The following is a 14,715-nucleotide window of genomic DNA, read 5'->3' on the forward strand; positions in this document are numbered from 1 at the left end:
CGCTCGGTTAAAAAGTACACTTGAGGTCAACAGATGAAGAACTGGTTTGGGAGTCTGATTTTTTCTGCATTTCTACTCTCCCTGGGATCTTTACAGGCGGAAACGGCCAAGGAGCTGGAGTGGGATGCAATGATCCCAGAGGACTATCGACCTGATAAGATCATGAATCAGTTTGGGGATATCAGTGAGCTTGATGATAATGACCCCAGGGCGCAAAAAATCATGGATGAACTTGAGGCGGCCTGGAAGGTGGCGCCTGTGGTCGAGAGTCTGGATGGAAAACGGGTCAGGATACCGGGCTTTGTAGTGCCGCTTGAAGGAGACGGGAAGAAACTGAGCGAATTTCTCCTGGTACCCTACTATGGCGCCTGCATTCACGTACCACCCCCACCAGCCAACCAGACCGTCTATGTAAAGGTACCAACGAGAGATGCAAAGATCCGCCAGGCATTCGACACAGTCTGGGTTACCGGGGTTCTCAGCGCCAAGTCCTTCGACAGTGATCTCGCCACAGCCGGCTATCAACTGCAGGCAGAAGAAGTCGCGCCATACGATGAGTAGCCAGGCTCGTCTGCTTACAGGTGCAAGCCTGTGCAGCGTGCTATTCTGCTATCCGCTTCAGGCCAAGGAGGTTACCTGCCACCTGCATACTCCGGCGGACTATAACAAGTTCAGCAAACAACCCTTAGTGATACCCGCAGTGGGCAATCCCTCGGAATGTGAGCAGCTCAATCTGCGAAGCTTCAGTAACAGAGGTCGATGCCATTGCCCTCAAGGTGGGATCAGTTTTCAGGATAACAGTGGCCCAGCTGATTTCTCCTCCTCAAGGAATCGGCCTGAAATGTTGCCGTGATTGACCCGTTCTTTTTTGCAATGGGTTCAACACTGGGTATTGTCGCGAAAAAGCAGTGTGCCCAGTTATTCTGTGTCAAAGGCCGCTAACAATAGTTATTCATTCAGGGCCCAGTATCGGTACCTCGGTATAGTCGTACATCAGATTATCCCAGAAATGGTATAACGCTTGAGATCCAGTACAGAGTTAATGAAACTAAGATGGATCCGGAGAGGTTTGTAATACAGGTCCTCAAACAATTCGCACAGAAAAGATACGAAATTTACATTGGTAAAACCAAATTCTCGAATATACTTAATCAAATAGTCCCAAGCAGGGGCGTGAAGCTGATCAATCAACAACACTCACGATAGCTAGAGCATACATAACAATAAGTTTTGTATAGATATTAAGTAGTTGTTGTGGATATACAGCGAGCAAGATGAATGACATCCAAGAGAGCAATCAGTGAGCGTGGCTGGTTACGCTTAAGCATTTCAAGAAGCTGGTTGTGAACGGTATCTGAAATCGTCCGGAGTTATGAAGAAAAATGATAACTTGGCAGAAAATCCTGGAATTTGCCAATCAGGGCAATCCGGCACCAGACCGCAAGGTTGTCAAAAGCGACACAGAATGGCGGGAAACGCTCTCTCCAGAGACCTTTCACGTTACCCGTCAAAAAGGAACGGAGAGACCATTCAGTTCAGAGATGTGCGGCCTGTTTGAACCCGGTCGTTACGCCTGCGCCTGCTGTGGCACTCTGCTGTTTGATGCACAACAGAAATTTGATTCCGGTACAGGCTGGCCCTCTTTCACACAGCCAGCAGAGATCAATGCCATTGCCTATCATGCGGATAACTCCCATGGCATGCAGCGGGTCGAGGCACTCTGCAATACCTGCGACGCTCATTTAGGGCACGTGTTTCCCGATGGGCCTCCGCCAACCGGATTACGCTACTGCATCAATGCCCTGTCGCTGAAAAAAATTCAGGAATAAGTCTAACGATAACACACATCTAATGCGCCCTTTCGCAGCTGAAAAAGCGGCAAGCTGAATAGATTGGCGTAAACAGTTCTAAGAAGCCCGTCGAACTCGTGCAAGCAGGAACTCGGCCTGATCGACCAGAATATTCTTTCCGCGTAACATGAGGTGTTCTGCATAGCAGGGAGCATAGGGTATTGCCAGCAGTTCAACCCCCCATTCGCCCGGTGTTCTGGCCCCTTTCAGGTGATTACAGCGATAACAGCAGCTGACTACATTGGACCAGGCATCGGTGCCACCCCGACTTTTCGGTATCACATGATCTCTTGTCAGTTCACTGTTCGGAAACTGATTTCCACAGTAGAGACAGAGATGACCGTCTCGGGCAAACAGAGCCCGATTGCTCAAAGGTGGTTGATAGGATTCGGACCAGAGATGGGGCTGCACCTTCGAACGGGTAAGCAGAATGGACGAGACCTCGATGCAGGATTGCAGACCAGTCAAAGCGTTGATGCCACCTCGGACAACACGGGTTTGCTGGCCCAAAGGAGCCAATACCCGATCGGTTGCAATCAGGTGTATTGCCTTTTCCTGGTTAAGCCAGCGACTTGGATTGCCGGCCTGGTCCAGCGCCAGAATGGGCATGACGGTCTGCATATTGAGGGCCCCTCCATTCAGTTGCATGATTAATTTATCACAACACTCCAGAGAGTTTGTACACAAATGACAGGCTGGGCTCGATCTAAGTGCTAAAAACCTGCAAAAAGTACGAATTATTTCAACGAAACCACAATTGTTTTACAGTTTTACCCTGGCAATTGCCGATAATTCTGTCTATTAGACCCTCAATGGGCCCATATTTAACGCACTATTTCTCTTTTTTGCGATTAATGCAGTTTTATCGCAGGATCAATACTTCGTCTTAGCATCCTGGCTAATGTGGTTAAACCGGTTCTCCACCAACCGAACAGAGTCAACTGATGCATTTTGTACAAAGACAAATAGACCCATCTGGCGATCCATCCACTGACTCTGACACTGCCGGTAATGGCACCCATCAGATTGCCGACAGTGCTGTATCGACCCAGCGTTACCAGTGAGCCGTAATCACGGTAGATGTAGCGCTTGTCAAATCTCTGTCCCTTTATCCTTTTGAGCAACGCTTTGGCGACAAATGAGGCCTGCTGATGTGCAGCCTGAGCTCTGGGTGGCACCAGTTCCCCCTGCTCATTCATCACGCAGGCGGCACAGTCTCCAATCGCATAGATACGCTCATCATCCTCCAGGGTCAGGTCACCATGAACTTTGAGTTGATTGATGCGATTGACGCTCAGATCGAGCTGGGCAAGAAAATCGGGGCCTTTGATGCCGGCCGCCCATACCTTGATAGCGGCAGGTATCACCAGACCAGAGTCTGTATGAACAGCATCCTCGGTTACTTTAGTGACCATTTCCGAGACATGCACCTGGATACCCAGGCTCTCCAGCTCTTTTTGTACTTGGCTGGAGAGTTTTTCCGGTAGGGCCGGCAGTATGCTTGGCCCGGCATCCAAGATATGCAGATGGATATGGCGATCCGGCTCAATGGTCTCAAATCCGTATTGGGCGATCTGCCGGGTTACCTGATGGAGCTGAGCTGCCAGTTCAACACCGGTCGCACCGGCACCCACAATGGCCACATCCAACTGGCCATCCTGCAGTGCCTCTGTTTGGGTATTGGCCTTGATCAGTGCTTCCAATAACTGCTGCTGAAAATTGCTTGCCTGAGATTTTGTATCCAGCATCAAGCAGTGCTCCTGAACACCGGGAATAGCAAAATCGTTACTTACACTGCCGACAGCGAAGACCAGGTAGTCATAGGAGAAAGTGCGACTGGGAATCAGCTCCTCACCCGTTTCGTTGTGCAATGGCGCCAGAATAATCTCACGCTTTATCCGATCCAGATCCTGCATGACGCCAAGACGGAATCGATAGTGGTTCCAGCGGGCATGCGCCAGATACCCAAGTGCATGTTGTGCCGGATCAAAAGTACCGGCAGCCACTTGGTGGAGCAGCGGCTTCCATACATGAGTACGGGTGGCATCAATCAGGGTTACCTGTGCCCTGTCATGCTTGCCTAAACGTCTGCCAAGATGGGTTGCGAGTTCGAGACCGGCAGCACCGCCGCCAACAACAACGATTTTCGGTGATTCCAACATCAGTGGCTCCAAATTTAATTTGAACGTGCAGCGATTGAGTTTTTGTCAGGAAGCAGAACTGTTCCAATCTCATCTCAATACAGAAAGGTATTCATCGAGGATACTGGCAGCATCATACGGATTGCTGACAAGTGGGCCAGCGATGGATAGAGTTAGGGCCTGTTAACACGAATCCAATACGCCCTGCTGGGACTGTTTTATCGTCCAGCAAGGCAGAATGAGCGTCGTGTAGTTATTCTACATGAGCGAATGATAACGCCGCTGGGCACAACAGGACGTATTGGATTCGTGTTAACAGGCCCTAGGATAGTGTCCTAATTTCATTAAGTCCAGCAATAACTTAACTGTCACATTAACGGACACTCAATAGGCATACATGTATCAAATTTGAGTCTGTTAGTGCTCCATTTCAAAGCAATCAGAAGCTTATTTTAAGCTGAGTCAAAGCTTGAGTAAGGCACGGCATGACCATCCACGTCGTAGAGGTAGAGGCGGTTTCTGCCAGCGTCCTTAGCCGCATACAGGGCTTTGTCAGCCAGACCGAGCAAGCTGTTCAAATCTTTTCCAGGCTGATCCTCGACGGCTACCAGACCGATACTTACCGTCACCGCTACGCCACCCGGTTTGAGTGCTTCGGCGGCTTTGCGCATCGCTTCACAACGACCGGGTATCGACTCGCCGTGGGCCAAGACGACAAATTCCTCCCCGCCAAAGCGCACCGGCAGACCATCCTGAAACGATTGATTCAATAATTTACCCATCGCAATCAAAACCTGGTCGCCGATCAGATGGCCTTGCGTATCGTTGATCCTCTTGAAATGGTCAAGGTCTATGATGACCACCCATCCGTCGTTTCGCTCGGTGAGGAATGTTTCCCCCGATTCGACCAGATAGAGTCGGTTATGGGTCTGGGTCAGCGCATCTGTCTTGGCCATTTGTTCTAGATTTGCTGCTTGCCGGCGCAGGGTATCGTATTGGAATTTCACCAGTAGCAGGGCGTGTACCCGGGCCATCACCACCTCTTCCACCAGAGGCTTGTTGACAAAGTCGTTGGCACCGGCATGGAACACCGCAACCTGGGTTTTGCTATCTTCTTTTCCGGTGGTAACGAGCACCGGCAGCTCCTGTTGTGAGTAGTGTTGTCGGACGCGAATCGAGTAAAGCAGATCCCCACCGGTCATTTGACCCTGTAAATGAAAATCTGTAATCACAAGGTCAAAACTCTTTTCATCGGTCTGACAGGATTTTTCCAGTAGAGTCAATGCCTCTTCCACAGAGCTGGCATGTACCACTTCCATACCATGCTCTTCCAGCATTTGTCGTGTCGAGGCAATGGCTGTTTTACTGTCTTCCAGATAGAGTATCCGACCATAGAGTTCTGCATTGCGCGCCAGAATCGATTTTATAAATTGACCAAAAGCCATAAAACCGCGGGCCTTATCAAAATAGTCGGTAACACCGGCATTGTAGCCTTCATGCAACAGGCGCTGATCGGCATCCGACGAGACCACGATCACGGGGGTATAACGATATCGTTTACTGCTGCGAATTTTGCGGCATAAATCGAGGCCATCCATATCGGGTAGCAGCAAGGCCGTTGTGATCAGTGAAAAGCGCTCTTCTGCGATGCGGGCCAGAGCCTCGTTTGCCGTGGCGCAACTTGCTATATGGATTTCAGGCATAGCAACCTGCAGGCGTCGAATGAGCACCTCCCGCGAAGCGGTGGAACCATCAACCAGCATGATTCTATTGATCATTCTACTCTACACTGTCCTTTAGCTTTAAAAATAGCGATGTATATTTGGGATTCCCTTTTGATCTATTGTATATGATCTCATGGCGCATATTGAGACCAGTCTGGCATAGAGTAAACAAACTGATCACCAGAAACAGGGAAATATCGCTGTCAAATTCAACAAGCTTATAATTATTAGTAACTTAGGCTACTGGGGCCTGTTAACTCTAATTCAATATGTCCTGTTGTGCCTGAAAAATCGCCAATCGAGGCGCGAGGAGCGTAGATTGGTTGTTCCAAATGAGCAACGAGCAACGATTCGTGGCGCTTTTGCAGGCGCAGCCCCCTATATTGATATTAAAGTGGGGGCTGGGTCTGTTTTTGTGCCCCGTGACTTGGACAGAGGTCAATTGAGGGGGAGATAAAAAGACAAAAAAAGGGCCGGGATTCGATATAGGTATTGCCTGAAATCGGTCTCACAGTCCGATCAATCCAATCCGCCGACCCCTAAACAAAGATTTCTGCCGGTCATCCCAGGCCCGGTCTGTTGAGTCAGGTATGAATGGCCTGGGATTAAAGGATCTGTGGATGTAGATTCACTCCTGTCTGGATTCTCTACTGACTGCCCGCAATCTATGTAACACATCACAGAAACTCATATCGAATACCTGCCCAGATTGCCCTCGGAGAGCCCGGAGAGAGAAAACGGCTCTCTTCATAGTCATCGCCAAGTACTTCATCCGCTTCACCATAAAGTCCGAAAGTTTCGTACTCCTCATCAAACAGGTTATCCACTTTGGCAAACAGCTTGAATCTGTCTGTTGCCTGATACTCACCACGCAGATGGACCAGGGCATAGCCATCAATCTCATCATCAAGATTGGCTTCATCCCCTCGCAATACGACACTGGAGCTATAGTGAAGATCAAGGCCAATTGCCAGCTTGTTGGTAAATCGATAAGTCACACCGGCTTTCAAAAGGTTTTCAGGGAGACCTGGAATTCTATCACCCGAGCTGACGTTGACCTCCCCATCTACCGCAAATGGATTGTTTGGGCTAGCAACGGTCAGATCATCTTCAAAGGTGGCCTTCAAATGGGTATAACTGACAAACCAGTCGAGCCGCTCGTCATAGGCATTTCCACTGAAACTCATTTCGATACCCTGCCTGCTGGTATTACCAACATTATCGAAATACCCCTCATTGGTCAGAGCACCAGCACTGATGAAAATGATGTCATCTTCATTGGTGGTATGGAAAAGTCCTAAATGCCAATCGAAGCCTGGTTGCGAGCCACGGATGCCAGCTTCCCAACTTTTGGCTACAACCTGCTCCAATGGAGGATCGGAAAGAAAGGCTTTCGGCAAGCGACAGGGATCATCGGGGTCCGCGCAGGTCAACTCCATTGCGGTGGGAGCTCGATTCGATTCACTGTAACCTGTATAGAAATTGATCTGCTCAGTCACATCGTAAGCCACACCAGCTGCCGGGTTGAAGCGGGTAAAACTGTGATCCCCGTTCAATGCCGTACCCAGTTGATCGCGCAACTCGATCTCAGTCTTATTCCAGCGACCTGACAAGGTCAGGGAGAGCTGCTGAGTAACCGACCAGGTGTCTGTAAGATAGAAAGAGAGATTCTTGCTCTTGGTTTCGACTTCGGTAAAGCTCTCTTCGACCAGAATACCACTGCCGATCGCCCGTCGAGTCTCATCCAATGCACCCAGTTCGGTACTTGATGAGAAATCGACTTCACTGCGATCCGTGGCAAAACCAACAATCAGCTGATTGTCTCTACCGGCCAGGGGTTGCAGAAAAGCGGTTTGTAAGCTGAGTCCCAGAGTATCCTGATCACTCTTTGAACGATTGATCGTACCACCTTCCAGATCATCATCGGCAACAACCGGATTGCCATTCTGATCGATAACGACCTCTTCCTCTTCATCATCCTCCTCGCAGATGAAGCCTTCATTTTCTTCCTCTTCACACGCTTCAAAATCGGAATCGTCACCATTCAGGGTTTTGACCTCGCTGTTTCGATAAAAGAGTGTGCCCTCAAGAACAAACTCATCATTCACATAGTGTTCTCCCCCAAAACGTAGCAGCTGTGCCTCCTGCTCAGTCTGATCGGGCCGGGTAAATATCGCCTCCCTATCCTCTTCAAGCAGCTCTTCCGGTAGTGCGCCATTTCCGATCAAGTCACTATCGCTGACACTCAGGCTCACATCCAGTGAGCTGAAATCACCCTTCCATGCCAGATTCCCGAACAGCTGTTTTGATTCTGAAGGTGAATAGTCACGCCAGCCATCCTCTTCGAAATAGTTGCCGGTGATGAAGTAGGCCAGATCGTCCGCACTGCCACCGATACTCGCCTGGGTGGTCACCCGCTCAAATGATCCAGCTGATATTTCAACCTCACCACCAGGATGAGTGAAGCCGTTTTTGGTTTGAACCGAGAGTGCCCCGCCCAGCGTGTTCAGACCAAACAGGGGATTAGAGCCAGACATGAGATTGATACCGGCAATTGCCGATTCCGGAATCACAGACCAGTTGACCGTATCTCCGAAGGGTTCATTGATTCTGACACCATCCATGTAGACGGACATGCCCTGAGGCAAGCCGATCAATGGCGAAGCAACAAACCCGCGATACAAGACATCCGGTTGCAGAGGATTGTTTTGCGCTTCATTGACAAAGACACTGCCGAAACGTTGATTGAGAAACTCAGAAAGGTCGAGAGTCTGTTGATTCTCCAGGTCCTCATCGGTCGCCACTTCGGTGTGCATGGGTAAGCGGTCTCTTTGAATACTCACTCCATGCAATGGCGTGGTGCTGATGACCTCTATGGGTGCCAATGTCTCAGCTGCATAGCTTAGCCCAATGCCTGGCGGTATCAGGGCAATACCAAGGAGTAAGCGATTGGGTTTAAGTCGTCTGGGAAAAATATCTGGCATATGGCTTTCCATTATTCTTTCAGAGTAAAGAATGTGTTTTTCAGTTGCATAACTGAATTTATAACGACATAGATGCCCGATGTGTAGGGGAACTTTTACTTAGTGATCCGGGAAATTTTCCCGTACCAAAATTGAGCAATTTTGCACAGTGTCACGTGTGACAATTGAACAACTGGGCATGTTGACAGAGCGCTATTCGCTGATCGGATCGATCACACCGTGTCTGATCGCCAGGTGGACCAGTTCGGTAGTGCTCTTTACGTTGAGTTTGGATTTGATCTGGGTGGTGTAATTGGCCACCGTTTTATAGCTCAATGCGAGCTCGTTGGCGGTTTCAGATGGTGTCAGGCCATGGGCAAGCAGATTGAATATCTGAAATTCCCGTGTTGTCAGACAGGCAAATATCTCCCGTCCGCCAGCCGCCTTATGCAGCGCCAGATTTTGTGCAAGTTCATGATCGATATAGGCCTGCCCGGAAGCGATGGTGCGAATTGCATCCACCATGATTTCTGCTGCGCTGTTCTTAGTGATATAGCCTCTGGCACCGGCAGAGAGAGCCTTTTCAACGAAGGCTGTATCATCGTGCATACTGAACACCAGAATAGATGCCTGATGATCCCGGGCGATAATCCGGCGGATCGCTTCCAACCCACCGATACCGGGCAGGGAGAGATCCATCACCACTAGATCGGGCTGAAGCTCGGCATAGCGCTGGCATGCCTCTTCACCCCGCTCTGCCTCGGCGACGACTTTGATATCAGGTGTACCATCGAGCAGTGTACGGTAACCGGCTCGTACGACAGCGTGATCATCAACCAGCAGTACCTGAATATTACTCATTAGCGATCAGCCTGCATCATCTTGGGAAGGAATCGTAATGTCAATTGTTACACCCTGTGGTCGATTACTGGCAAGGGATATTTTCCCATTCAACGCCTCGACCCGCTCCCGCATACCCAGCAGCCCCATACCTTTATGGGGATTGTTTTGATTGATACCCTTGCCGTTATCGCTGATATAGGCTTCTATCAAACCATCCGATTGACGTTTGATCGTTATTTCCACCTTCTCTGCCGAGGCGTGTTTGGCCACGTTGGTCAATGCCTCCTGAACGATACGATAGAGAGTCATCGCGGTATCATCATCCACACTGTCGAAGTTACCGCTGATCATCAGGGCACAAAAGCTCTCTTCCTGGTGGTCATTCCAGCCATCAACCAGTCGCTCAATCGCAGTCTCGACACCCAGCTCTTCCAGGGCGACCGGGCGTAGACGGTTCATCATGTCCCGGACCACGCTATACATGGTATTACAGACACCGATGATTGCATTGGTGCCATCCTGCATATTGTCCGGGTGTTGTCGAAGGTTGACGGACATCGCCTTGATCGCACTGATCGACTGACCCAGCTCATCATGCAACTCTCTTGACAGGTGGCGACGCTCTGACTCCTGGACAGAGATCAGACGCCTGTTGAGTTGTCTATTCTCAAGCTGTTGAGCTTCCAGTACCTGTGCCATATGGTTGAATTGCTGAGACAGTCGATTGAGTTCAGGAAGATTGAAACGGGGCAGTCGCGCGGCGTAGTCTCCTGTTTGAATTACCCCTAAGCCTTTACTGATCTTATTCACAGGTCGTAAGGCGTGGCGAATGGTGAAAGCCATCAGAAACAGACAGATCACAGTGAAGGTAATGATCAAGGTAAAGACGGATTTTGCTTCCAGCCAGACCTCTTTGATCTCGTCGATCGGATCAGCCAGTATTACAATCTCGCTGCTGCCAAATAACGGGCTGGCAATGCGTTTACGATATTCAGCAGGCGCCGGTTTGACCAGTTGATAAAACCACTGGGGAACCGCTTTTGAGGATGCGGTTTTCTGTTCGCTGTTCGGATAGATAATCCTTCCATCGCCGCGAATGACAGCAATCTGTAGATGGCGGGTATCATCCAGACTTTGCAAATGGGTTATGAGAATCTGCTGAGCCTTTACCTGGTCTTCAGTATGGCCACTGATCAGAGCTGCCGTTAGTAACTGCATGGTGAGCCGGGCGCTCGATTCCACTTCATTGTTAATGTTATCTCTGGCCACACCCAATGCCAGATAGGCACCACTGATCAGCATCGTTGTAACGATTAAGATGACCAGAATCAGTAAGCGGCCTGTCAGTGTCATCTAGGTTCGGTTCCTCAACTTACACTCATTACAACTTCGGGAAATATTCCCATGACATCGCTGTGCATAGTGGATTAGTTTTTGCTTGAGTTTACGCTGATTGATACTCATTCATGTGCTTGATGAGAGTTTGTGATCGGTTAATACAGTATATAAATTATAAACTGCTAATGTAGGGCGCCCCGAATCATTGTCGTACTATTTCACTCTTTGTACTTCGATAGAGTCATCAATCAATACAACTTTTTTGAGCAGTTTCTCATCCGGAGTGAATCATGTTACCGTCAAATCGTCAAACCCTGTCAATTGTCACTACCTTGATACTGGTCCCACTCAGTAGTTATTCCACGGCAGAGGATACAGGGCAGCCAACCACGCTCGATGATATTTCTGTGACCGCAACCCGTGTTGAAAAACCGCTACAGACTGTACCTGCTGCGGTGGGCATAGTGCAGCAACAGACAATCCAGTTTGCAGAACCTCAGTTAGGCCTGGATGAATCGTTGACCCAGATTCCCGGGATATTCATGCAGAACCGTTACAATTTCGCACAAGACCTGCGGGTATCAATTCGTGGTTTCGGTGCCCGTTCCGCATTCGGTATCCGGGGTATCAAGGTGGTTGTTGATGGAATTCCCGAAACACTGCCGGACGGACAAGCCAATGTGGACAGTATCGATATCGGTTCAATCGGCAACATACAGGTAATCCGTGGGCCGGTCTCTGCGCTCTATGGCAATGCCTCCGGAGGTGCTATTTTAATCGAGTCAGAACAGGCTCCGGAAATTCCCTTTATCTCTCTACGCCCTACCTTTGGTGAAGACGGTTTTCAAAAACACCAGATCAAATTTGGCGGTCAGGCTGACTCCTTTGACTATTTGGTCAATCTGTCTGACATGAGTTACGACGGTTATCGGGATCAAAGTACAACAGAACACAGTTCGTTAAATAGCAAGTTCGGCATCGACCTGGATGGAGGCGGTCGCTTCAATACGGTACTCAACTATACCGACTCTCCCCAAGCAGACGATCCTGGTGGTTTGACCGAACAACTGGCAGACGATGATCCCACAGCGGCCTGGACAAGGAATGAATCCCTCGACTCCGGAGAGGAGCTGGAGCAGACAAGAGTGGGATTTGTCTATGAAAACCCGATCGGGGAACAAGGCGATCTCAGAGTGCGCAACTACTATGTATGGCGTGATCTTGCCAATCGTCTACCGATTGGAGCAACGGGCCATGGTATCGTACTCGATCGATTTGCCTATGGTGGAGGAATCCAATACACCCACAGTGCCCCGCTCTACAATCATGCCAATCGATTCACCATCGGACTGGATCTGGATAGACAAGAGGATGACCGGAAACGCTATCTGCTAGCTGGAGACGATCTCGGAACCAAGATCCAGGATCAGGATGAACAGGTCGATAGTATCGGTCTCTATCTGCAGAACGAATACAGTATCAGTGACATGATGGAGTTGACCCTTGGCGGGCGCTATGACCGACTCGATTTCGAGGTGGAAGATGATTTCCTCAGCAACGGGGACGATTCAGATGACCGCAGCTTCAGCAAGTTCAGTCCATCCCTTGGATTTCGCTATTCCCCAAGACAGGATATCAACCTATACGTCAATCTGTCCCGCTCCTTTGAATCACCCACCGCAGTGGAGTTGCGTGACCCGGATGGCGCCGGTTTCAATCAGGATCTGGAACCGCAAATAGCCACAGGCTATGAAATCGGTGTTAAAGGGTATCTGGATAACAGAGTCCGCTACGATCTGGCCCTGTTCACCATGGATGTCACTGACGAATTGGTTCCGTTTGAAATCGATGATATCACCTATTATGAAAATGCCGGCGAATCCCGCCGCAACGGTCTGGAGGCTCAGCTTGTATTTGAGCTGTTTGACCATCTGATCACCACCCTCGCCTACACCTATTCAGACTTTGAATTTGATAAATTCATCGATGACAACGGTAATGATTTCAGTGGCAATACAATACCAGGCGTTCCTGAAAACCTGTTCAGTGCCGATTTCTCCTATACCCACCCAAATGGATTTTACAGTCAGTTGACAGCACTCTACGTGGATGAAATCTATGCGAACAATGCCAACACGGTGACCAATAACTCCTATGCCCTGGCTGATCTTCGAATTGGTTACAGCCGATTTTTCGGTCCCTGGGAACTCTCGCCGTTCATTGGCGTAAACAATCTTTTTGACAAACAATACAACGGCAATGTGCGCATCAATGCATTCGGTGGTCGATATTTCGAACCTGCACCAGACCGGGATATCTATGCGGGCCTGACACTTCGTTATGATTTCGGTGGCTGAGGATTCCTTAAACCGGTGACCACAAGCGGCCGACCGCTTATCAGATTGTCCGCAACAAGTAGAGTAAAAGCAATTCAACTACCCATATTCGGCGTTTATCTGTTCCTTGCGTCTTAGCAGATCGAGTAAGGCGGATGCCTTGTGGCAGGTCTCCTGATACTCTGCTTCGCTATCAGAGTCGGCAACTATCCCCCCACCAGCCCAGAGCCGGGTGATGCCCTGGGCATGCACCATGGTCCTGATGGCTATGTTGGTGTCCATATCACCATCGAAACTGATATAGCCGATCGATCCACAGTAGATCCCTCGTCTGTGGGGTTCAAGCTCTTCGATAATCTCCATGGCACGTAACTTCGGCGCACCGGTTATCGAGCCACCCGGAAAGCAGGCCCTTAGCAGAGAGAGCGCATTTTCACCCGTAGCCAACTTGCCACACACCTTGCTCACCAGATGGTGTACCCTGGCAAAGCTCTCCAATTTGAAAAGCTCAGGTACACTAACGCTGCCGGTGGCGCATACCTTGCCCAGATCATTGCGCAACAGATCGACGATCATCAGATTCTCTGCCTGATCTTTAGGGCTGTTTTTTAACATTTCAGCCAGCATCTTATCCTCAATCGGATCCTCTGCTCTGGGTGCGGTACCTTTGATCGGTTTCGATTCTACCTGGCCGTTGCGAAGCTGCAGAAAACGCTCCGGAGAAGAGCTCATTATCTGACAGTTCGGGGTATTCAGGTAAGCCGCAAAGGGGGCAGCGTTGAGCTGTCTGAGTCCCTTGTACACCTGCCAGGGATCACCCTTTGCCGAGACTGAAAACCGCTGCGAAAAATTCACCTGATAGCAATCACCATCCAGAATGTACTGCTTGATTTTACTCAGAGAGGCCAGATATTCATCCCGATTCATATTGGAGGATATCTCGCCGAGCACCCGATAGGGGGAGTGACTTGTCGGTTTTGCCGCAGGTTCTCCAGTACTCAGTAGCTGCTGGCGGAGGCTCTCCAGCCTGGCAGTGCTTTGTCCAACCAACCAGCTACGCTGTTGCTGATGATCCACAACCAAGGCCCAATCGTAGATGCCGACCGCCATTTCCGGTAGCTGCTCCCGATCTTCCGCCAATGAGGGCAAGCTCTCCAGACGACGCCCCAGATCATAACCAAAATAGCCGATAGCACCGCCGCAAAAGGGCAGGTCCTGAGCACCCGGCTGGATTGTTCCAAGTGCATCGCTTACCAGCTGAAATGGATCGTCAGTTGAAAGTGACATAGATCCACCTCTCCCCAGAATCCGGGTCTGCTCACCTTGAGTGATCAACACACTCCGGGGGTCGGCTGAGAGGATGTCGTAACGACCCTGTTCAGAGTAGGGATGACAGCTGTCGAGAAATGCAGCCCATGGCAGGTGGGCGATGGTTTCGAACAATTCCGCGCTATCCTGCCGGTAGGGAAAGATGGTTACCTCAATGCGCACTGATAATCCTCAGGAGCAAGGGCCGGGGC

Annotated in this window: 10 protein-coding genes; 3 read left to right on the plus strand and 7 right to left on the minus strand. The window is 49.9% G+C overall.

Annotation, left to right across the window (positions count from 1 at the left end; genetic code table 11):
• Positions 1–33 precede the first annotated feature (33 nt).
• Positions 34–561, plus strand: coding sequence for a DUF3299 domain-containing protein (locus tag AC4IE8_RS06310; RefSeq protein ID WP_068995040.1), 528 nt, complete (start codon positions 34–36; stop codon positions 559–561).
• An 821-nt stretch (positions 562–1,382) separates the two neighbouring features.
• Positions 1,383–1,829 carry a peptide-methionine (R)-S-oxide reductase MsrB gene (msrB, locus tag AC4IE8_RS06315; protein ID WP_068995041.1) on the plus strand — a complete coding sequence of 149 codons (447 nt, stop codon included), beginning with the start codon at positions 1,383–1,385 and terminating at the stop codon, positions 1,827–1,829.
• Positions 1,830–1,907: 78 nt separating this feature from the next.
• Here msrB and AC4IE8_RS06320 read toward each other — a convergent pair whose 3' ends face one another.
• From AC4IE8_RS06320 to AC4IE8_RS06345, 6 genes are all read right to left on the minus strand, one after another.
• Positions 1,908–2,498, minus strand: a complete 591-nt coding sequence (locus AC4IE8_RS06320) for an HNH endonuclease (protein ID WP_490790579.1) — start codon at positions 2,496–2,498, stop codon at positions 1,908–1,910.
• A 203-nt stretch (positions 2,499–2,701) separates the two neighbouring features.
• Positions 2,702–4,012 carry an NAD(P)/FAD-dependent oxidoreductase gene (locus tag AC4IE8_RS06325; protein WP_490790580.1) on the minus strand — a complete coding sequence of 437 codons (1,311 nt, stop codon included), beginning with the start codon at positions 4,010–4,012 and terminating at the stop codon, positions 2,702–2,704.
• A gap of 431 nt (positions 4,013–4,443) precedes the next feature.
• The gene (locus AC4IE8_RS06330; RefSeq protein WP_490790581.1) at positions 4,444–5,769 is read right to left on the minus strand and encodes a response regulator; all 1,326 of its coding nucleotides are present in this window, start codon (positions 5,767–5,769) and stop codon (positions 4,444–4,446) included.
• A gap of 623 nt (positions 5,770–6,392) precedes the next feature.
• Complete coding sequence (locus tag AC4IE8_RS06335) at positions 6,393–8,699, minus strand: TonB-dependent receptor (RefSeq protein ID WP_490790582.1); 2,307 nt, start codon at positions 8,697–8,699, stop codon at positions 6,393–6,395.
• 192 nt (positions 8,700–8,891) lie between these two features.
• Positions 8,892–9,539, minus strand: a complete 648-nt coding sequence (locus tag AC4IE8_RS06340) for a response regulator (RefSeq protein WP_068995044.1) — start codon at positions 9,537–9,539, stop codon at positions 8,892–8,894.
• A gap of 6 nt (positions 9,540–9,545) precedes the next feature.
• The gene (locus AC4IE8_RS06345) at positions 9,546–10,874 is read right to left on the minus strand and encodes an ATP-binding protein (RefSeq protein ID WP_068995045.1); all 1,329 of its coding nucleotides are present in this window, start codon (positions 10,872–10,874) and stop codon (positions 9,546–9,548) included.
• 275 nt (positions 10,875–11,149) lie between these two features.
• Between AC4IE8_RS06345 and AC4IE8_RS06350 the strand changes: the two genes are divergently transcribed.
• The gene (locus tag AC4IE8_RS06350) at positions 11,150–13,216 is read left to right on the plus strand and encodes a TonB-dependent receptor family protein (protein WP_490790583.1); all 2,067 of its coding nucleotides are present in this window, start codon (positions 11,150–11,152) and stop codon (positions 13,214–13,216) included.
• A gap of 78 nt (positions 13,217–13,294) precedes the next feature.
• Here AC4IE8_RS06350 and pabB read toward each other — a convergent pair whose 3' ends face one another.
• A complete protein-coding gene (gene pabB, locus AC4IE8_RS06355) occupies positions 13,295–14,686 on the minus strand; it encodes an aminodeoxychorismate synthase component I (protein ID WP_490790584.1) in 1,392 nt (463 codons plus the stop codon).
• Positions 14,687–14,715: the final 29 nt, after the last annotated feature.

The organism is Candidatus Thiodiazotropha sp. AKAK2 (genome assembly GCF_058244685.1).